The 18,874-nt window shown below is 44.2% G+C and carries 22 protein-coding genes; 1 reads left to right on the top strand and 21 read right to left on the bottom strand.

Annotated features, from left to right (window positions below):
• Positions 1-64: 64 nt before the first annotated feature.
• From panD to D1B31_RS10045, 10 genes are all read right to left on the bottom strand, one after another.
• Positions 65-448 carry an aspartate 1-decarboxylase gene (gene panD, locus D1B31_RS10090; protein WP_118920648.1) on the bottom strand — a complete coding sequence of 128 codons (384 nt, stop codon included), beginning with the start codon at positions 446-448 and terminating at the stop codon, positions 65-67.
• A gap of 35 nt (positions 449-483) precedes the next feature.
• On the bottom strand, positions 484-1,329 hold the full coding sequence (gene panC / locus D1B31_RS10085) for a pantoate--beta-alanine ligase (RefSeq protein ID WP_118920647.1): 846 nt from the start codon (positions 1,327-1,329) through the stop codon (positions 484-486).
• Positions 1,316-2,161: a 3-methyl-2-oxobutanoate hydroxymethyltransferase gene (gene panB, locus D1B31_RS10080; protein ID WP_118920646.1), complete on the bottom strand. Its 846-nt coding sequence runs from the start codon at positions 2,159-2,161 to the stop codon at positions 1,316-1,318. Before panB ends, panC begins: the two co-directional genes overlap by 14 nt.
• Positions 2,162-2,404: 243 nt before the next feature.
• Positions 2,405-3,403, bottom strand: coding sequence for a biotin--[acetyl-CoA-carboxylase] ligase (locus D1B31_RS10075; protein ID WP_118920645.1), 999 nt, complete (start codon positions 3,401-3,403; stop codon positions 2,405-2,407).
• Positions 3,376-4,578: a CCA tRNA nucleotidyltransferase gene (locus D1B31_RS10070; RefSeq protein ID WP_338036467.1), complete on the bottom strand. Its 1,203-nt coding sequence runs from the start codon at positions 4,576-4,578 to the stop codon at positions 3,376-3,378. Before D1B31_RS10070 ends, D1B31_RS10075 begins: the two co-directional genes overlap by 28 nt.
• Positions 4,579-4,585: 7 nt before the next feature.
• Positions 4,586-5,713, bottom strand: a complete 1,128-nt coding sequence (gene bshA / locus D1B31_RS10065) for an N-acetyl-alpha-D-glucosaminyl L-malate synthase BshA (protein ID WP_118920643.1) — start codon at positions 5,711-5,713, stop codon at positions 4,586-4,588.
• 1 nt (position 5,714) lies between these two features.
• Positions 5,715-6,431, bottom strand: a complete 717-nt coding sequence (bshB1, locus tag D1B31_RS10060; protein ID WP_118920642.1) for a bacillithiol biosynthesis deacetylase BshB1 — start codon at positions 6,429-6,431, stop codon at positions 5,715-5,717.
• Positions 6,415-6,834: a methylglyoxal synthase gene (gene mgsA, locus D1B31_RS10055; RefSeq protein WP_118920641.1), complete on the bottom strand. Its 420-nt coding sequence runs from the start codon at positions 6,832-6,834 to the stop codon at positions 6,415-6,417. Before mgsA ends, bshB1 begins: the two co-directional genes overlap by 17 nt.
• 12 nt (positions 6,835-6,846) lie before the next feature.
• The gene (gene dapB, locus D1B31_RS10050; protein ID WP_118920640.1) at positions 6,847-7,647 is read right to left on the bottom strand and encodes a 4-hydroxy-tetrahydrodipicolinate reductase; all 801 of its coding nucleotides are present in this window, start codon (positions 7,645-7,647) and stop codon (positions 6,847-6,849) included.
• A gap of 20 nt (positions 7,648-7,667) precedes the next feature.
• The gene (locus tag D1B31_RS10045; protein ID WP_118920639.1) at positions 7,668-7,994 is read right to left on the bottom strand and encodes a nucleotide pyrophosphohydrolase; all 327 of its coding nucleotides are present in this window, start codon (positions 7,992-7,994) and stop codon (positions 7,668-7,670) included.
• 195 nt (positions 7,995-8,189) lie between these two features.
• Between D1B31_RS10045 and D1B31_RS10040 the strand changes: the two genes are divergently transcribed.
• Positions 8,190-9,062, top strand: a complete 873-nt coding sequence (locus D1B31_RS10040) for a YitT family protein (protein ID WP_118920638.1) — start codon at positions 8,190-8,192, stop codon at positions 9,060-9,062.
• 59 nt (positions 9,063-9,121) lie between these two features.
• Here D1B31_RS10040 and D1B31_RS10035 read toward each other — a convergent pair whose 3' ends face one another.
• The 11 genes from D1B31_RS10035 to aroA form a co-directional block, all read right to left on the bottom strand.
• On the bottom strand, positions 9,122-9,796 hold the full coding sequence (locus tag D1B31_RS10035; RefSeq protein ID WP_118920637.1) for a zinc metallopeptidase: 675 nt from the start codon (positions 9,794-9,796) through the stop codon (positions 9,122-9,124).
• Between the two features lie 61 nt (positions 9,797-9,857).
• Positions 9,858-10,652, bottom strand: coding sequence for a sporulation protein YpjB (gene ypjB / locus D1B31_RS10030; RefSeq protein ID WP_118920636.1), 795 nt, complete (start codon positions 10,650-10,652; stop codon positions 9,858-9,860).
• 564 nt (positions 10,653-11,216) lie between these two features.
• Positions 11,217-11,810, bottom strand: a complete 594-nt coding sequence (lhaT, locus tag D1B31_RS10025; RefSeq protein ID WP_118920635.1) for a lipoprotein heptaprenylglyceryl N-acetyltransferase LhaT — start codon at positions 11,808-11,810, stop codon at positions 11,217-11,219.
• 107 nt (positions 11,811-11,917) lie between these two features.
• Positions 11,918-12,685, bottom strand: coding sequence for a menaquinol-cytochrome c reductase cytochrome b/c subunit (locus D1B31_RS10020; protein WP_118920634.1), 768 nt, complete (start codon positions 12,683-12,685; stop codon positions 11,918-11,920).
• 67 nt (positions 12,686-12,752) lie between these two features.
• Positions 12,753-13,427: a menaquinol-cytochrome c reductase cytochrome b subunit gene (gene qcrB, locus D1B31_RS10015; RefSeq protein WP_118920633.1), complete on the bottom strand. Its 675-nt coding sequence runs from the start codon at positions 13,425-13,427 to the stop codon at positions 12,753-12,755.
• Positions 13,428-13,443: 16 nt separating this feature from the next.
• Positions 13,444-13,947: a Rieske (2Fe-2S) protein gene (locus D1B31_RS10010; RefSeq protein WP_118920632.1), complete on the bottom strand. Its 504-nt coding sequence runs from the start codon at positions 13,945-13,947 to the stop codon at positions 13,444-13,446.
• Between the two features lie 147 nt (positions 13,948-14,094).
• Positions 14,095-14,556: a YpiF family protein gene (locus D1B31_RS10005; protein ID WP_118920631.1), complete on the bottom strand. Its 462-nt coding sequence runs from the start codon at positions 14,554-14,556 to the stop codon at positions 14,095-14,097.
• Between the two features lie 101 nt (positions 14,557-14,657).
• A complete protein-coding gene (locus tag D1B31_RS10000; RefSeq protein ID WP_118920630.1) occupies positions 14,658-15,224 on the bottom strand; it encodes a ReoY family proteolytic degradation factor in 567 nt (188 codons plus the stop codon).
• A gap of 30 nt (positions 15,225-15,254) precedes the next feature.
• Complete coding sequence (locus D1B31_RS09995) at positions 15,255-16,517, bottom strand: tetratricopeptide repeat protein (protein ID WP_118920629.1); 1,263 nt, start codon at positions 16,515-16,517, stop codon at positions 15,255-15,257.
• A gap of 18 nt (positions 16,518-16,535) precedes the next feature.
• Positions 16,536-17,432, bottom strand: a complete 897-nt coding sequence (locus tag D1B31_RS09990) for a hypothetical protein (protein WP_118920628.1) — start codon at positions 17,430-17,432, stop codon at positions 16,536-16,538.
• 146 nt (positions 17,433-17,578) lie between these two features.
• Complete coding sequence (gene aroA / locus D1B31_RS09985) at positions 17,579-18,862, bottom strand: 3-phosphoshikimate 1-carboxyvinyltransferase (protein WP_118920627.1); 1,284 nt, start codon at positions 18,860-18,862, stop codon at positions 17,579-17,581.
• Between the last annotated feature and the right edge of the window lie 12 nt (positions 18,863-18,874).

Raw genomic sequence — 18,874 nt, 5'->3', positions numbered from 1 at the left:
ATTCCCTTTTACAAGGGAGTGTGATGAAAAAGAAAACTCCCTTTGTTCCGGGAGTTTTCTACGACTACATGATAGTATTCGCCGGTTCGGCATGAATGAGTTCGACAATGTGGTTGTTTTCATCCATAATGGCTACTTTCGGCTGGTGGGTTGGCACTTTTTCTTCCGGAATGAGTACGTAGGAAATGATAATGACAACGTCTCCTTCTTGGACAAGCCTCGCAGCAGCTCCATTAAGGCAGACAATCCCGCTCCCCCGATCTCCCGGAATAATATAAGTTTCCAGTCTTGCGCCGTTATTATTGTTGACAATTTGCACTTTTTCATTAGCTGTCATCCCAACCGCATCGAGAAGATCTTCGTCGATTGTTATGCTTCCGACATAGTTCAGATTCGCTTCTGTTACACGGGCGCGGTGGATTTTTCCGTTCATCATGGTGCGGAACATTGTTTACTCCTCCAAATCCCCTTCTTCCTTTGGGGTTAAAGATTAAAAATCATGTTGTCGATGAGTCTAGCTTTTGAGAACCGAACGGCCAAGGCAATGATGAATCTGCCTTTTAATTCTTCAATTGGCTCCAATTCCGGATAGCTATATATTTCGATATAGTCAATGATCCCACTCGTTTGATTTTCTATCATCGTAGTAATCAGTTCACGAATTGTCTCTGGGTTTTTCTTGCCGCTTTCAATCGCTGCACGTGCTGCTTCAAGGCTCAAATGGAGGCAGGCTGCTTCCTTTCGCTCATCTGGCGTAAGAAAAACATTCCGGGAGCTCTTGGCGAGGCCGTCCTCCTCCCTCACTGTTTCACCGGGGACGAGTTCTACTGGAAAATTAAAGTCGCTTATCAACCCCTCCACTACGGCTACCTGCTGAGCATCCTTCTGACCAAAATAAGCTCTGTCTGGAAGGACGATATGAAAGAGTTTTGTTAAAACAGTCGCAACGCCATCAAAATGGCCAGGCCTGGACTTCCCGCAAAGAACACTTGTCCTTTTTTGGACAACCACGCCGACAGACGGCTCATTCGGATACATTTCTGCTACGGAAGGTGAAAATAGATAATCGACCCCTTCAGCTTCAGCCAATTTGCTGTCCTGTGCCATATCTCTCGGGTATGCCTCATAGTCCTCGTTAGGGCCGAACTGTAGCGGGTTTACAAAGATGCTGACCACAACGATATCATTTTCAGCTCTAGCTTTACGGATAAGAGACATGTGGCCTTCATGGAGAAATCCCATCGTTGGGACGAAACCAATTGACATTCCTTCTCTTTTCCTCGCTAGTATTTCATTTTGCATTTCCTTGATGTTTTCAATTGTTTTCATTCTTCCCTCCGTAAAGTGCCTGGAGCTCTTCTTCCTTCATAGTGAATGTATGAATCTTTTCAGGGAAAAGGCTGTTTTTAACATCGGATACATAATTCTCAATCATCCCGATAATTTCCTGGCTAACTTGGCCATACTGCTTAACAAACTTCGGCACCCGTCCGGATCCATAGCCAACTACGTCATGATAGACGAGTACTTGTCCATCGACTTCGGAACCTGCTCCAATGCCAATGACCGGAATAGAAATCTTGCTTGAAACCTGGGCTGCGAGTTGTTTTGGAACACACTCAAGGACGAGGGCGAAAGCTCCCGCCTCTTCACATAGCCGGGCATCTTCAATTAATTTCATTGCCGCCGCTGCGTCTTTCCCCTGTACCTTATATCCACCAAGGACGGCGACAGATTGCGGTGTCAGACCGAGGTGCGCAACTACAGGAACCCCTGCTGTCGTCAGCGCCTTGATTTTGCCGAGGACTTCCTCCGCTCCTTCAAGTTTAACGGCATGCGCGCCTGTTTCCTGAATAATTCTCGAAGCATTCAAAAGTGTATCTGCGGTTGAAACATGATAGCTCATAAACGGCATGTCAACAACAACGAATGTATTTGGCGCTCCCCTGCGGACAGCTTTTGCATGGTGGACCATGTCAGCGACGGTTACAGGGATCGTTGTTTCGTATCCCAATACAACCATACCGAGAGAGTCCCCCACAAGAATCATGTCAATTCCTGCCTGTTCGGCTGTCTTTGCGGAAGGATAGTCGTATGCGGTTAGCATCGTTATCTTTTCACCGGCTTCTTTCATTTTCAAAAAATCTGTCGTTTGCTTCATCCAATAATCCTCCTTCTTTTCGGAAGAGGGGACATAACGGGTTTGCTTTGCCGGCAGCATAGAAAAAGATCCAGCTGAAGGCAGAGGATCCCATTTTTTTAGTCGTGTTTAATCCCTCTGTCCCGGTCCTTTACGGATCTAGGCAGAAACCATTTTGAATTGTCCTAGCAATGGTGCAGCTCACTTGGATACCGCCCAATCGAATTATAGCAAAAAAACCCTTTCATTTACCACCGTTAATAACTATGAAAGGGGAAATTCTATATCAGCCGAGTAAATCTTATGAATTGTTCCGTCGGAAGACTCTATTTTGAGAACGCCATCCTCCGTAATCCCCAATGCCACCCCTTCAATAACGCCGTTGTAGGTCCTGGCACGCATGAATGAGCCAATCCCTCTAGCATAACTTTCCCAAAGCAATTTTATCGGATAAAAACCTTTTTCCAAATATAATAAATACAATTTCTCAAATTGAGCGCAGAATTCCTGGATAATTCTTGAGCGCGGCAGGCCGTTTCCTGTTTCAATTGCTAAAGATGTTGCCGTTCCTAGGAGTTCCTTAGGAAAATCTGTTCTATCTTGGTTTACGTTTATTCCTATACCAATAATGACAGAATGGATCCGGTCTGCTTCAGCCTGCATCTCGGTTAATATTCCGGCAATTTTTTTGCTATTCACCATAATATCATTCGGCCATTTTATTACTGGGGTGAGTCCGGCCGCTTCTTCAATCGCCCTAACAGCGGCGACTGCCGTAAGTAGGGTGAGCTGTGGAGCTTGCTGCGGGGGGATTTCCGGACGGACAAGCAAACTCATCCATATGCCTTCGCCTTTTGGTGAATGCCATTTCCGTTCCATCCTCCCCCTGCCTGATGTTTGTTCATCAGCAATGACAAGGGTCCCTTCCGGAGCATTTTCCGTGGAAAGGTCGTTGGCAATTTTTTGGGTTGAGTCCACTGACTCATAATAAAAAACCTTTTGCCCGATAAAATCTGTTTTCAGGCCAAGCCTGATTTCATCTGAAGATAATTTTTGAGGAGTATCAACGATTCGGTAACCTTTCCTTCTTACTGCCTCAATTGTAAAACCTTCTTCTCGAAGCCCTTCGATGTGCTTCCAGACTGCCGTACGTGAGCAGCCGATCAATTCTGCTATAGATTGCCCCGAAAGAAATTCACCGCTAGCATCTGTAAATGCGTCGATCAGCCTTTTCCTTATTTCTGACTGCACCTCAAAAGCCACTCCCTTATCGTTTCCTTATCATTTTTTACTTTCCCCGAGAGAACAGCTTTTTCGGTATGTTCAAGCATTTCTTTTACCCATGGGCCCCCACTTTTACCGTACCAGCGGATAAGGTCCCCGCCCGAAATCGCTAATTCATCCCTCTCCTTGATAGGAAGATCGTCAAACAGCGAAATGAAGTAATCCGGCGTTCTTCTACAGGATTCTCCCTGTGTGGCTAGAATGAGTTTTTCAACAGAAGCGATTACAGCTTTTCCCGCTTTAAATAATGACAGATTATCCCACTCGTTTTCCAGCCTAAGGTGATAAAAGTGAAGCAACTTCACAATATCCTTCATTTGCTTGACAGACAGCTTCCACCCTCTTAAAAAAGCTTCAGCTTTATTCCCCTCAATCTCCATGCAGTGTAACAAAAGAGCCCACATTTCATTTACATAAAGAGATTCTATTTCGTATGAAATAAGCCTCCTAACGACATGTGCTTTTTCGGCCAATCCCGGAAGGTAATGGAGCATTCCAGTTTTGCAAAGAATTTCAAGTCCTATTTTTCTCGCTGCGCCTATAAGAAGTTTTTCAAACTCCGACTTTTTTCGCTCGACGGCAATGTGTTTGAGAAGAGATGCAGAATGAATTAAAGAAGAGTATGTATGGAGTTCAATCGAAAAACCGAGCTGGCTTGCAAACCTTGCTGCCCGTAATAAACGAAGGGCATCTTCCCCAAATCTCTCTGAAGGACTTCCAACTGTCCTGATCTGTCTTTTTTCTATATCATCTCTGCCGCCAAACGGATCAAGAAGTTTTCCATTTCTGTCCATTGCCATGGCATTCATCGTAAAATCTCGGCGCTTTAAGTCTTCATGTAAATTGGAGACAAACTCAACTTGGTCGGGCCTGCGAAAATCCTTATAGCCTGATTCCGTTCTAAAAGTGGTCACTTCATAAGAATTCCCTTTGAAAAGGACAAGGATCGTTCCATGGCTTATTCCTACATCGACGGTTTTATGAAAAATAATTTTTATTTGCTCGGGTCGCGCGGAGGTAGCGATATCGATATCATCTACAGGTCTGGAAAGTACTTTGTCCCTGACCGACCCGCCAACAAAATAAGCCTCGAAACCGGCATTTTTTAGTGCATCAATGACCGGCAATGCATCGGAAAATGGTTTCTCCATCATTTTCACCCTATTTCAGCAGTTTATAATAAATGTCTTCATATTGGCTGACGATTTTATTCGCATTGAACCGCTCTTTCACACTAATGGAGGCTGCGTTAGAAAATTCAGTGTGGAGAGCCGGATTGCCGAGAAGGAAAAGAGCTCTTTCCGCCATCTGGCTAATATCGCCAAGCCGGCAAATAAAGCCATTCACTCCGTCCTCTATGACTTCGGGGATCCCGCCAATATTTGTTCCTATACAAGGAACACCGCAAGCCATCGCTTCTAACGCAACAAGCCCAAAGCTCTCTTTTTCGGAAAGAAGAAGCATTAAGTCGCTAATCGAGTATAACTCATCCACATTGTCCTGTTTTCCAAGGAACAGGACTTTTTCTTTCAGGCCAAGCTCTGAAACCAGCCTGGAAACTTTCCTCATCTCCGGGCCATCCCCGACTAGAAGGAGTTTGGATGAAAGTGATTGGCTAATCTGTGCGAACACCTTTACAACATCCTTCACTCTCTTTACCGGCCGGAAATTTGAAACATGGATGATTACTTTTTCATCGGCTGAAATCCCAAGCCTCGCCTTTAAGTCTGTTTCAGCATTTCGTTTGTAAATTCTTTCATCAATAAAATTATAAACTGTTTCTATGTCTTTATCGGGATTAATCATCTCGGCAGTCTGAGCTGATAGTGAGTCGGACACTGCCGTAACGACATCAGACTTTTCAATCCCGAATTTAATCGCATCTGACAACGAAGGGTCATTGCCGAGTACAGTTATATCCGTTCCGTGCAGGGTTGTTACGATTTTAAGGTCCCTGCCGCTCATTTCCCGCGCCAATATCGCACAAACGGCATGCGGGATTGCATAATGCACATGAAGCACATCCAGTTTTTCCTGATTTGCAACCTCCGCCATTTTACTTGCTAAAGCAATATCATATGGGGGGTATTGAAAAACAGAATACTGATTCACCTCAACTTGGTGATAAAAAATGTTATGGTACATTTTTTGAAGCCTGAAGGGCATGCTCGATGTAATAAAGTGAATGGAATGCCCCTTCTCAGCCAGTAGTTTTCCTAATTCTGTCGCAATGACCCCAGACCCGCCGACAGACGGATAACAGGTTATGCCTATTTTCAATTTCCTCATACTATTTTTCTCCTACTAAATCTAAATCAAGCAGCAAGGGCGAATCAGCCATAAATCCTTCCGCATAGTCCGTGCCAGCCAGTCTGCCAAAAAGTGATTCCCTCGCTTCTAGAGACTCAATATATCCATTTACAAGAGGCGTGTCGATGCTTAAAGAGTTTTTGGCAAATTGGCTTTTATAAGCATTTAACGCTTCTTTTTTTTGGTCCATATAATGCGATATATCAATTAGGAAATCCGGTGTATGGAAACCATTTATCATATAATAATGAAGTTTTTCCGCTTTATGGGGCGGAACACTAGTACCCGAATCATACTTCCTAATCCCCGCTGAAAACAGCGCCTCTTTAACTAGGCGGGCACAATTACCGTGATCGGGATGCCGATCCTCTTTATATGGGGCAAAAATAACCTTAGGGCGATATTTTCTGATGATGTTTACGATCTTTTTAATATTTTCTTGTTGCAAAAACAATCCCCTGTCCGGTAAATCAAGCGCCACCCGTTCAGCTCCAAGCAGCTGTGCTGCGGAAAAAGCTTCTCTTTGCCTTGTTGCAACATCCCCATTCGAGGATAATTCTGCAAGCGTCAAATCGCAAATCACTATTTTTTTGCCCCGGGCAGCAAATTTTGCAATTGTGCCTCCCATGCCGATTTCGACATCATCTGCATGGGCGCCAAAAGCAAGAATATGTACGTTGTCAGTCGATTCTCTCATTTGTCTTTTCCTTTGCAATCTTTCTCCAGTCCAAATGGCCTTCTTCCATTCCTTTTATCAAAACCTCGGCTGTCCCCATGTTAGTAGCGAGAGGAATGGAATACACATCACACAACCTTAGCAATGCACTGACATCCGGCTCATGGGGCTGGGCTGTAAGCGGGTCACGGAAGAAGAATATCGCGTCCATCTGGTTTTTGGCAATCATAGCACCAATTTCCTGATCCCCTCCCAGAGGTCCTGACTGAAACCGATGGATGTCAAGGCCTGTCGCCTCTGAAATTCTCTTCCCGGTTGTCCCGGTGGCAAATAATGAATGTCCTGCGAAAATATCCTTGTATGCCACAGCAAATTGGACAAGATCATCTTTCTTTTTATCATGGGCAATTAATGCAATATTCACAGCTTTTTCCACCTATTCCATAATATTTTCAAGGCCATATACAAAGGTGTCAATCTTCATTACGGTTTCCACAGCCGTCTTGACCCCCGACATAAAAGATGTTCTCGTGTAAGAATCGTGGCGGAGCGTAAGGGTTTGACCAACTGATCCAAATAGCACCTCCTGATGTGCGATCAATCCAGGAAGACGTACTGAGTGGATGCGCATTCCTTCGTAGTCTGCACCTCTTGCCCCCTTCAATGTTTCCTTTTCTTCAGGATGGCCTTGTTTTTGCTTTCTCCGTTCTTCAGAAATCATTTGCGCTGTTTTTAGTGCGGTCCCGGATGGCGCATCAAGCTTCCTGTCATGGTGCATTTCAATGATTTCAACATCCTGAAAATATTTGGCGGCCATTTTTGCGAATTTCATCATCAAAATTGCGCCAATCGCAAAATTCGGGGCAATAATACAGCCAATTCCCTTTTCCCGGACAAGCTCTTTTAGCTCATCTAGCTCCTCTTGGCTGAATCCTGTTGTTCCGACAACTGGCCGGACATTGTACGATAAAGCAATCCTGGCATGGTGCATGCCTGCTTCTGGAACGGTCAGGTCAATTAGTACATCCGCCTTTACAGATTGAAGGCAGTCTTCAATATCCGCGAATACAGGCACATCGCTTTCTTGAAATGGCCCTATTTCATTCAGTTTGCGCCCGTTATTTTTCCTGTCCAGGACAGCTGCAAGTTCGAAGCCCGGGGTTTCTTCAACCATCCTGACTGCTTCGCTTCCCATCCTACCACGCGGGCCTGCAATGACAATTCTGATTTTTTCCATTCCCACCACTCCATTTACCTTTATTTTCTTGTCCAGCGGTCTTTGTCTCTCGTCCTGAACTTTTCCATCACCATATCATGCGAATCTTGCAGGTCTATATTCAGTGAATTCGCAAGGCAAATCAAGACAAACAGTACATCCCCTATTTCCTCATCAACTGTTTTTTCTTTTTCTGTTTGTTTTTTTGGTTTTTCACCATAATAATGATTAATTTCCCTCGCAAGTTCACCCAGCTCTTCAGTGAGTCTTGCCATCATGGCCAATGGGCTGAAATAGCCTTCTTTAAACTGGCCGATATGATCACCTACCTCTTGCTGGAGCTGTCTTACCGTTTTTGCGCTATCCATCATTACCACCCCATATTGTCAGATGTATGTTTAAGATTTTTTTAGGAAGCTATAGCTTTCATGTTAGCTAAATGTTTTTCTATTTACAAATATTTTTGACGGAACGATTATTGCGGAAATTGCCCTTATTGTTATTATCCGCTATAATTAAAGCCGCTTTGGCAATTGGAAAATCTAGCTAGGAGGCAACTTATAATGATCAAGGGCCTAAAAGTAAAAAACATTTTACTCATTTTACTCGGTACAGCGATTATGTCGTTTGGAATCGTTAATTTTAATATCCAAAACAAACTAGCTGAAGGCGGAGTGACTGGAATTACCCTCCTCCTCTATTTCATGTTCAAATTTAATCCGGCCTATACAAACCTTATTATAAACATTCCGCTCTTTTTCCTGGGCTGGAAGCTTCTTGGCCGCAAATCATTTATTTATACAATCATCGGTACAGTAGGAGTATCGATTTTCTTGTGGATTTTTCAGAGGTTCCCTCTTGACATGCCTCTAACAAATGATTTGCTTCTTGCAGCGCTATTTGCCGGTGTCTGTATCGGAATCGGGCTCGGTATTATTTTCCGGTTTGGCGGGACATCTGGAGGCGTGGATATTATCGCGAGAGTTTTCCAAAAATATTGGGGGGTAAGCATGGGCAGGACGATGTTTCTGTTCGACGCACTCGTCATTTTGGCTTCATTCCTCACCTATTTAGATTACCGAGAAGCTATGTATACTTTAGTTGCTGTCTTTGTTGGCGCCAGGGTCATCGATGTGATGGCAGAGGGTGCCTATTCCGCAAGGGGCGCCATGATTATTTCAGAACAGAACAATAAAATTGCCGAAAAGATCCTGATTGAGTTAGACCGTGGTGTAACCGTCCTGAAGGGCTACGGCTATTTTACAAAAAATGAAAGGGAAGTTCTGTATTGTGTGGTTCCAAAAAATGAAATTATTAGGTTGAAAAACGTTATTACTTCAGTAGATCCCCATGCATTTGTTTCGGTAACAGAAGTCCATGATGTTCTTGGAGAGGGCTTTACTCTTGATGCAAATAAAGATCCATTCGAAATTTAATCGGTTGGTTTTTATAACGAAAAGAGCGGTGCCGAGATGGCCCGCTCTTTTCGTTTCTATTAATCACTTCTATTCATACCTGTGAAAATGAGGATAAGCCTTAGCAGCTCCAGTACCGCGACTGCTGCAGCCGCGACGTAGGTTAAAGCTGCCGCATCAAGAACCCTCTTTGTATTCCTTTCTTCCTCGTTCCGGATGATGCCAAGTGAAACTACCTGATCCATAGCCCTTGATGAAGCATTGAATTCAACAGGCAAGGTGACGATTTGGAAAAGGACAGCCGCAGCCATAAATGCGATTCCGACAAGCAGCATGCCGCTCATTTGCGCCAAAAGGCCAATCATAATCAGGACCCAAGCGAAGTTACTGCCGATATTTGCGACAGGAACAAGCGCATGCCTGAATCTTAGGAAAGCATAATCCTGCTGGTCCTGGATGGCATGTCCAACCTCATGGGCGGCAACCGCAGTCGCTGCCAAGGAATGGCCATGATAGATTTCCGGTGAAAGGCGGATAGCTTTCGCCCGCGGGTCATAATGGTCACTGAGAAACCCTCTGCCTTCTTCAATTCTAACATCATAAATGCCGTTTGCCTGAAGAATTTCCCTCGCGACTTCAGCACCCGGCTTTCTTGATGATGAAGGAACTTTTGAATATTTATTAAAAGCCCCCTTTACCCTCATTTGAGCCCAAAGGGGTATTAGGATAATCAGTGCAATATACAAGATGAACATAAATGAACCTCCTAGAGACAATCCTTGTTGTATAAAATTCTATTTGTGAAAGGAAGTGAAGTCAATCTTTTAGCTCATTAGAGCGTTTTCGTGATTCTTTCTTGTCAGCTTTAAATTTTTTCCAGCCTACATAAGATAATGTCATAATGATGATGCTTCCGGTTGAACTAATGACCCACCATAATGAAGGGTCAGCCTCATCCTCTTCGATTCCATCGAATATCGTCTGAAGGCTTGCTTCAAGCGCTTCAAACTCTTCTATATCGGCCTGGCTGGGAGAGGCGGTCGGCCTGAATTCTTCCAGGAACCCTACCTGCACGTCAAGCCTCTGGATATTTTCTGCTGAAAGATCTATTTTCATGCTCGGATAGATAAGGTTGTAAAGTGATAAAAAGGAGTTAACATTCGCATGAAATCCTTCTTGATCCCCTTCTAAAGCGGATTTTTTTGCCAGAGTGAAGGAACTCATAATTTGGTCTTCCATTTCCAGCCACAAAGGCTCACTCGAAGTTGCCAACGCATCCATAACCAGCCGGAACCTCGTTACCTTATTCAGCCTTTCCAGGTGAGCGAGTGCCGGACTGGCTAACGCTTCCATTGCTTCATCATGAGAGACTGTAATGATTCTGGCTTCATCCATGGAAAATTGGAAACGGTCCTTGCTTACCCCGTTAAATTGCTCAGAAAAGTAGTTTAATAATTTCCGAGCCTCTGCATATCGTTGATTCTTCGCCATCTGGAACGCATCATCCGAGATGGAGTCAAGTCTTTCTATTGCAGCCGGCTGGCCATCAGCCACGGCGGTTACGGGAGATAAAAAAATTATTAAGATGATCAGCAAGCATTTTAGCTTCATTCATAGCCACCCCTCTCATACTAGTATGAATGTATGAAAAGGGGGACAAGTCTAGAACTTGTCCAAGTGGATAATCCTCAGATTATTTTCGGTGTTTTTAAGAGATGGCTCTGTTATAGGCTGTTGTTGATTTTTAATTACGTTGATTGAAACGGAGGGCACCGACTCCTCGAAAATCGTGAATTATCCTCAATTATGCTAACGCATAATTTCGTGCGATGTGATTTCGGGGAAGACTTCCTTGTGCTATCGCATAATTCCTGCGAGGCCGATTCACGGAAGCTTTCCTTGTGCTACCGCATTTTTTTCGTGCAGAGCATATTCGAGGAAGCTGTTTGTCCTGCGGGATTTAGCGGTAAGGTGGAGACCCCACAGGCGCTTTAAGCGCCGAGGAGGCTTCACTGACGCCCCGCGGAAAGCGTGTGCCTCGTGACAGGCAAAGATCGCCTGTCTCTGCGATGCAAATTCCTTGGAGCTTTCCTTTGTGTCCCTGCGATGATTACTCTCAGAAGCTCTCCTTTGCGCAGTGGAAATCAACACCTAAGTTTGACAGAGGCAAAAATATTAAAGATCAAGTTTAAACCGATTTGGCCTTATGCATAAATACCAGGCGAGCAATACGGAGGCGATTGACAGCCAAAATGTGAAATAACCGATTCTTTGTGTGTAGAGATGGAGAACTTCATACCTTGGCATCATAAAGAACACATAATCTATGACATCATTATGTAATGTCCATATCGCTGTGACAGCAAGGTGCCAACCTTTTATTTTGTAAAAAGGGGCATACAGGATGCCTTGGACGGCCATCGCGAAATGGGATAGCACTAGCATCCAGCCAATCCAGCTCAAATTCCCTGTCACGGCATAGACCAGCAGGTTCATAACGACGGCCCAAAGGCCATACTTGAACAAAGTAACAAGAGCGAGCGCTTCCATCAATGGCCAATTCCTTTTTAAGAGGAAGGCAATTAGGACAAAAACAAAAAATAAGCTGCTTGTCGGGCTGTCGGGCACAAATGCGAGAAACTTTGCCGGTGTTTCTTTCAGCTGCCAGCCGTACCACACATAGCCATAAATGGTCCCGGCAATATTCACGATGACCAATAGCCATAAAAATGGCCGGTAAGCCAAGAGAGGATAAATCAACTTTGCCACGAGAATTTCCGCCTTTACAATTCATCTATGTACTAATGTTACCACATACAGACTAGTTAAAAAAAGTAAGAAAAAGCTGGTGAACCATTATCACCAGCTTTTGGTATTTACTCGCTTTTCAATGTAGAAATATATTCGGCAAGTACCTTTAGTTCTTCGTCAGTACCAGTAAATAGTCCTGATGGCATTTTGCCAAAACCATTTTTTGCAACATCGGCAACATGATCGGCAGGGAAGCCTTTATCGATCAATGTGGCGCCGCCTGCACTTCCCTGCAGTTCGCCGCCATGGCAGGAAATACATCCTTGCGCTTCATAAATTTTATATCCTTCGGCATCCTTATCAATACCTTCGACAATCATACCTTGCTTTTTCGCAGCTTCCCAGTCATGGGTTGCGACTGACTGCCATGTCAGGAAGAAAATTGCGGCAATCGCAAGGAGCATGAAAGCCGTCGCGGCAGGCCGCTTCGAGGCGCGTCGTTCAGGTCCGCGGTCGATGAATGGCGCAAGAAGAAGCGCGCCAAAAGCCAGGCCGGGAATGACCATTGCACCGACAACGGTGTATTGGCTTGATGCGTAAGAATACTTAAGAAGCTGATAAAGAAATAAGAAATACCAGTCAGGCAGCGGGAGATAACCCGCGTCTGTTGGGTCCGCGATTCTTTCAAGCGGTGGTTCGTGCGCCACCGTCAAACTTAAAAAACCGACCAGGAAAACAGCGCCGACAAGCCATTCCTTCAAAAGGAAGTTCGGCCAGAAAGCTTCAGTTTTTCCGGGGTATTCAGAATAATCTTTAGGATACATAGGCTTTCGTTCGGATGGTGCCAAAACTCGGGAGTCACCAACGAACTTCATACCTTTACCGCGCTGCATCGAACAATCCCCTCCTCTTTCGTAGCGTGGAACGGGACAGTCAGCCCCATTCTATATTCAGGCAATTTTATAGCGGTCCGGAAATGCCCTGCTTGCGGATCATAATGAAGTGGGCTCCCATCAGTCCCAGCAATGCACCAGGCAGGAAAAACACGTGAATGGCAAAGAAACGTGAAATTGTCTGCGCACCGACGATTTCATGGTGCCCCGCCATTAGCGCTTTCAGCTGAGGTCCTATTAATGGCGTTGCTTCGACAATCTGCAAGGTTACCTTTGTTGCGAACAGCGCTTTCATATCCCAAGGGAGAAGATAGCCTGTTAAACCAAGGCCAAGCATCACAAAGAAAATCAGGACACCAACAATCCAGTTGAGCTCCCGCGGTTTTTTGTATGCTCCCTGGAAGAATACCCGGAGCGTATGTAGAAACATCATGACAATGACAAGACTCGCACCCCAGTGGTGCATTCCGCGGACAATTTTCCCGAAAGCAACCTCGTTTTGCAAGTAATAAACAGACTGCCAGGCATTTTTAATATCCGGGACATAATACATGGTCAGGAACATTCCTGACAGAATTTGAATAACTGTAATAAAGAATGTCAATCCGCCAAAACAGTAAACAAATGCGGAAAAATGGTGGGCAGGGTTAACGTGCTCTGGTACTTCATGGTCTGCGATATCGCGCCACAGGGGCGTAATATCAAGACGTTCATCTACCCAATCGTAAACTTTGTTTAACATCGATTACGCCTCCTTTCTAGGCTTTTTTCGGCTTCGCCTTACCTAAATAAAGGTAGCCGTCTACTTCCTTATATGGATATACATCTAGCGGCGCCATTGGCGGAGTATTCGGAACGTTTACACCGCTTTTGTAATAACGCCCATTATGGCATGGACAGAAGAATTCATTTGGATACTTTTCACTGTTATTCCAGCCAACTGTGCAGCCAAGGTGCTTACATACAGGTGACAGGGCGACAATTTTGCCATCGTCATCCTTGTACACCCATGCAGTGTTCGTTACCTCAGATTCATACCAGGCATCTTTTTGCTTAAAAGTGAAATCAACCCGCACAGGTTCGCTCGTAATATCCGCCATTTTTTGCGATGTCGGAATGAAATCGCCTGCCTCGTCGGCCCTTAGGACAGGGTCAATGGCAAATCGGACCATCGGCATTAGCATACCCGCGGCCATGAAACCACCTACGCCCGTCAATGTATAACTAAGGAACTGTCTTCTTGAAACTCGATGCTTACTCATGGTTCTCCCCCCTCTGTTCACAAGTTAAGTCCATAGGACAATTAACATAGATTAACTAGGACATTATCATGATATATCAATCTTATTGCAAGGTCAATATTATACTATTTTGTGAACATTTAATCTGAAAAAGTATTTTTAAAGGTTTCAATCTGCATTCCATTTTGCTGTAAATAGTTTCATTAGCTGTTTAATCTGTCCGTTTACAAGGGTAATTCTTTGCTGCTCTTCGATACTTGACAAAGGCAATACTGGAAGCCAGATGAGGGATCCCTTTAGCTTGTTTTCCTCAAACCGCCAATTTTCGTCACAGGTGAGAAGGAAAATATGTTTGATTCCTTCAGCGGTAAGGCCTTCTTCCCAATTATTAAGCCTGCGTACAGCCTCTTCAATTTTCTCAGTTTGTATGTATGTAAATGCGGGCAATAAAATGAGACGGCCCGTGAACTGCCTTTCAAGCTGGCTGGCCAGCAATCCTGTGTACTCCGACATTGAGGCTGATTGTCCCATTTCCTCACCGAAGGCAACAGGTACAAGAGGCAGCAAGGCAGTATCGACATATTCCTTTGCACTCTTGTAAACATCAAGATCCTGCGCGGTCCATTTCATGGATTTTCCTCTCCTTATACTTCCAATTACTATATGGCTTCATCATACCACTTTTGCTCTCTACGATTATCCTTTTTTGCTCAGGCAAAAGAAAAACCCGCTTAGAGCAGGCCTTCATTTTTCTGCAGTTCTTTCAAGCTGTTCAGTTGTTCCGTAAAGGTTAGAAATGCTTCCTTATCCTGTTTATCCAGTGCTTCATCAATCAGTTGTAAAAGTTTTTCTTCGTTGAAGCGCTGGATGCTGTAGCTAAGGAATTGCTCCGCGACTTCCCGATCTTTTTCATTAAATTGCAAATGGCGTGGGATATAAGGATTATCCTCCAAAACCGCTGCATATTGATGAACCTTATTTGACGCGTTGAAATTCAGCTGAATATAAATTTCTTCATCCCTGTTCAGGCGGATATCATGGAAAGACTTTTCTGCATCGGTTGTCATAATGTTTTCCTTATAAAACCTGAACGGCACCTTATCAACACAATGGGCGGACATAATCAAGCCTCTTGGGCAATACTGAGCCTGATCAACAAAATGTACCTTTTCCATCAACTGGTCATGGCTCATAAGATAATTCAGGATCCACACACATTCTCGTCTCTTTAATTGGTAATGGTTCAAAAACCATCTGATAAAGTCCTTTTTCTCGTTGACAGATACAGGGGTTGCCATAATCTTTTCCCTCCTCTGCGAGTTTAAACTTTACATCTCTTCCGTTAGCCGGTCAACCAAATCAGCATATTCCTCATTAACGGGATTTCTTTTTGCCAGTTGTTTAAAAACTTCGGCAGCCAAGGCTGTTTTTCCTTCTTCAATTAAGAAATATCCATAATCTTTTAGAAAATCTTCATTATTTTTGTAATAAATATATGCGGCTTCATAATGTTCTAATGCCTTTGGATATTCCTCGAGACCATGGTAAGCAATAGCAGCATCCCAGAAAAACTGTGGATCGGCATGTTCATCTACATCGATTGCTTCGAGTAAGTCAATCACATCAGAAAACCGTTCTTGATGGATAAAAAGTTTATTCAATGTTAGGGCGGCTTCCGAAAAACCGGGATCTAGAGCGATTGCTTCACGGAAATACTGTTCCGCCTCTTCTTCCCTACCCAGTTTCAAGGCAATTTTTCCACCGTAGAACATTAGGTCCTTATTAAATTCGTCTTGCCTGATCCCTTCTTGTACTGCTTCAAACGCCTTTTCAAGGTTTTCCTCCAACTCGTAGGCTTTTGCAAGATGAAGATAAAGGGAATGGTATTCAGGGTCAAGGTTTTTCAGCTCCTCGAACCTCTCGATGGCGGTCCGGCTGTACCCCGCCTGAAGTGCGGTAAACGCAAAGCCGAATAAGGTGTTGATTTCAATATTGTTTTGCAGCGCTTTTTCAAAATAAGGCAAGGACTCCTCAAATGCGCCAACAGCACTCAAATTTTCAGCAAGTCTCTGATGGATGCTAATCCCCGCAATTTCATCCTGTACTTTTAAAACTTCGTTATAGTAGTCAATTGCTTTTCCAACTTCCCCCATTGAGCTGTATAGCTCAGCAAGCGCGAATGTTACAACCGGCTCATTCGGCAATTGGTCCTTGGCAAGGAGCAGTTTCCTCTCACTGACTTCGATTAATCCTTGCATCTGATATAAATCTGCCAGAAGAAGCAGTGCTTCCCCATAAGAAGGTTCATCTGTGTCAATTTCCTCAAGAAGGAGGATCGCCTTCTCTTCTTCGTCATGGTCAATATATGCTTCGGCGAGTAGGACAATAATTTCCCCTTCACCAGGATAAAAAAGCAGAAGGTTCTCCAGCAGGGAGATTGCCTCCTTCAAGAAGCCAAAGCTTAGGAACTCTTCGGCTAAAACGAATTTTTCCTCTGAGGTTCCGCTTTTTAATACTTCATTATATTCATTCATAGCTTCCTTATGTTGGCCGCTTTCAAGCATTCCAATGATTTTCTTAACAATTTCCATCTATTCAGCCCCACATTTCTAATGGTTAAAGGAGTAAAAAGCGTGGGTTTTTACTTTTATATATTCCCCGCTCCCCTTTTTAAAATCTATTCTCTTTCCCGAACGGATCACTTTTCCTTTATGGACAGTAATGACCGGTTCATCCGTTTGGCAGATAAGCAATTCTTTGTCATTGTTCTTGCTAAAAACTCTCTTATATAAATTATAGCTTAATTCCGACCTATGCTGAAGGCTGGACCTCCAAGGATAAATGCCAATTTTATTCAGGACACTGGCCGACAATGGCGTGCCCTCGATCAGTTCATGGTTTACGGAGGGTATTTTCCAATGATGCATGAGTTTTTCCCATTTACCCAAAGACTGTTTCTTTAATACGTCTTCCACACCGGAGAAGACAGGGATAAGCGGACAGTTATAAGGAAATATTGCCCCTCTAATCCACCCCCACGGAACGGAATCCATGCTTTCTAACGAATCTACATCCACAAAAACAGCAGGCAATTTCATTTTTTTGCACCCCACCAAAAGAGACGGAGTTAAGCTCCTGACTGGTACCTTTATTCCAATTGCATAATCAGCGGACGATTGGCTAAAGGCTTCTTCAATTTCCTGCAAACGGCCATGCAGAGCTTTCTCATATTCAACTTCGACATAAGTCAAGACAGTGGTACAACCCTTCTTTAAATACCTGTCTTCAATGATTCCGGCTACTTCCCTACTCTTCTTGTCTCGGAATGTGCTGTCAAGAATAGTATGGGTGGGGGTCATGATAAAAGGTTCAACATTCATTCTTATTAATGAATAGTTCGCTAAATCAGCTCGAATGGCTGTTACTTCTTTGCCGTCTGTAAGGATGGAGCAGAAGTCAAGGCGGCCTTCTTTCAACATAGCGGCATTTTCAATAATGTACGGCATATTATCACCCTTAAGCAAGTCTTAAGACAAGCTATGCCGAATTCAGAAAATTATGTCCGTTAATCATTGTCACAAAATCATGACATAAAAGGCGCCATGCATTGACTGGCGCCTTCAGGGTGTTTTCTTCTGCCTTTAAGACAGGTTTATCTTAATTTTGCTAAATGCGTGAAGAAGTTGGGGTATGAAATTGCAATGGAGGCTGGATCCTCAAGTGTGACTTCTTTTTTGCAAATTAATGAGGCGATGGCGAGCATCATGCCTATCCTGTGGTCACCATGGCTTGATACGGTTCCTCCATGAAGGTTTGTTCCCCCGGTGATGACCATTCCATCATCCGTCGTTTCAATCTGTGCGCCGAGCTTCCGCAATTCCGCCGCTACTGTCTCGATTCTGTCCGTTTCTTTCACTCTTAATTCAGCCGCATCCCGGATGATCGTTTCCCCTTCGGCCTGTGTTCCTAGAAGAGCAATAATCGGCAGTTCGTCAATTAGCCTAGGAATCAGACCACCCTCGATAGTCGTTCCTTTTAGCTTTGAATAGTTTATTCGAATATCCCCAACAGGTTCAAAGCTCTCTTCTTTTCTGTCGATGGAAAGATTGGCTCCCATTTTCTCCATCACATCGAAAATTCCGCTTCTTGTCCAATTAAGACCAACATTTCGGAGTAAAATCTCACTGCCAGGTACGATTGAACCTGCTGCAAGGAAAAACGCAGCCGAAGAGATATCCCCCGGAACTTCAATGTCAGCCGCCTTTAGCTGCTGCCCCCCCTTTATGGAAATGTTTTTACCTGAGGTAGTTACATTCCCGCCAAACAGTCGGATCATTCTTTCTGTATGGTCTCTCGTTGGGGCGAGTTCTTTAATAACGGTTTCTCCTTCAGCTTGAAGCCCTGCAAGGAGAACCGCCGACTTAACCTGTGCGCTGGCAACAGGCATGGAATACGTTAGGGCATTTAGCCTGCCGCCTGAAATTGTTATGGGAGCATATTTGCCGTTCTCCCGGCCTTCAATTTTCGCCCCCATTTCAAGTAACGGTGATGTTACCCTGTTCATTGGCCGTTTTGCGATAGATTCGTCTCCTGTAATGTGCGAAGTAAAAGGCCTTCCTGACAATAATCCCATCATGAGCCGAATGGTAGTGCCGGAATTTCCCACATCAAGCAGGCCTTCGAATTCTTTTAGCCCGTCCAGCCCTTTCCCGTTAATTCGAACTTCAGTACCGGATGTTTCAATATCAACACCAAGTTTTCGGAAGCATGAAACAGTATTCAGGCAGTCTTCCCCAGGCAGGAAATTTTTCGCTGTTGTGATACCCGAAGAAATAGCGCCAAACATAACCGCCCGATGCGATATAGACTTATCACCCGGGACTTTAAGTTCACCATAAAGGCCTTTGGCTGCCGGCTCTAACAAAATTGGTTCCATCCTGACACCTCC

The sequence above is a fragment of the Neobacillus notoginsengisoli genome (assembly GCF_003515685.1).
In the GTDB taxonomy this organism is placed as follows: Bacteria; Bacillota; Bacilli; order Bacillales; family Cytobacillaceae; genus Bacillus_D; species Bacillus_D notoginsengisoli.
The sequence above is the reverse complement of the archived record's forward strand: the minus strand, read 5'-3'. Positions and strand labels throughout refer to the sequence as shown.

What these genes read in the sequence shown, in the direction of transcription:
- D1B31_RS10000 (WP_118920630.1), bottom strand. Translation starts at nt 15,224, where the DNA reads ATGGCAACCCCTGTATCTGTCAACGAGAAAAAGGACTTTATCAGATGG.
- bshA (WP_118920643.1), bottom strand. Translation starts at nt 5,713, where the DNA reads ATGAGGAAATTGAAAATAGGCATAACCTGTTATCCGTCTGTCGGCGGG.
- panB (WP_118920646.1), bottom strand. Translation starts at nt 2,161, where the DNA reads ATGAAGCAAACGACAGATTTTTTGAAAATGAAAGAAGCCGGTGAAAAG.
- D1B31_RS09990 (WP_118920628.1), bottom strand. Translation starts at nt 17,432, where the DNA reads ATGCCGTACATTATTGAAAATGCCGCTATGTTGAAAGAAGGCCGCCTT.
- aroA (WP_118920627.1), bottom strand. Translation starts at nt 18,862, where the DNA reads ATGGAACCAATTTTGTTAGAGCCGGCAGCCAAAGGCCTTTATGGTGAA.
- D1B31_RS10035 (WP_118920637.1), bottom strand. Translation starts at nt 9,796, where the DNA reads ATGTTCATCTTGTATATTGCACTGATTATCCTAATACCCCTTTGGGCT.
- D1B31_RS10045 (WP_118920639.1), bottom strand. Translation starts at nt 7,994, where the DNA reads ATGGATAGCGCAAAAACGGTAAGACAGCTCCAGCAAGAGGTAGGTGAT.
- qcrB (WP_118920633.1), bottom strand. Translation starts at nt 13,427, where the DNA reads ATGTTAAACAAAGTTTACGATTGGGTAGATGAACGTCTTGATATTACG.
- D1B31_RS10005 (WP_118920631.1), bottom strand. Translation starts at nt 14,556, where the DNA reads ATGAAATGGACCGCGCAGGATCTTGATGTTTACAAGAGTGCAAAGGAA.
- D1B31_RS09995 (WP_118920629.1), bottom strand. Translation starts at nt 16,517, where the DNA reads ATGGAAATTGTTAAGAAAATCATTGGAATGCTTGAAAGCGGCCAACAT.
- bshB1 (WP_118920642.1), bottom strand. Translation starts at nt 6,431, where the DNA reads ATGAGAGAATCGACTGACAACGTACATATTCTTGCTTTTGGCGCCCAT.
- D1B31_RS10070 (WP_338036467.1), bottom strand. Translation starts at nt 4,578, where the DNA reads ATGATGGAGAAACCATTTTCCGATGCATTGCCGGTCATTGATGCACTA.
- D1B31_RS10020 (WP_118920634.1), bottom strand. Translation starts at nt 12,685, where the DNA reads ATGCAGCGCGGTAAAGGTATGAAGTTCGTTGGTGACTCCCGAGTTTTG.
- dapB (WP_118920640.1), bottom strand. Translation starts at nt 7,647, where the DNA reads ATGGAAAAAATCAGAATTGTCATTGCAGGCCCGCGTGGTAGGATGGGA.
- ypjB (WP_118920636.1), bottom strand. Translation starts at nt 10,652, where the DNA reads ATGAAGCTAAAATGCTTGCTGATCATCTTAATAATTTTTTTATCTCCC.
- D1B31_RS10010 (WP_118920632.1), bottom strand. Translation starts at nt 13,947, where the DNA reads ATGAGTAAGCATCGAGTTTCAAGAAGACAGTTCCTTAGTTATACATTG.
- panC (WP_118920647.1), bottom strand. Translation starts at nt 1,329, where the DNA reads ATGAAAACAATTGAAAACATCAAGGAAATGCAAAATGAAATACTAGCG.
- D1B31_RS10040 (WP_118920638.1), top strand. Translation starts at nt 8,190, where the DNA reads ATGATCAAGGGCCTAAAAGTAAAAAACATTTTACTCATTTTACTCGGT.
- panD (WP_118920648.1), bottom strand. Translation starts at nt 448, where the DNA reads ATGTTCCGCACCATGATGAACGGAAAAATCCACCGCGCCCGTGTAACA.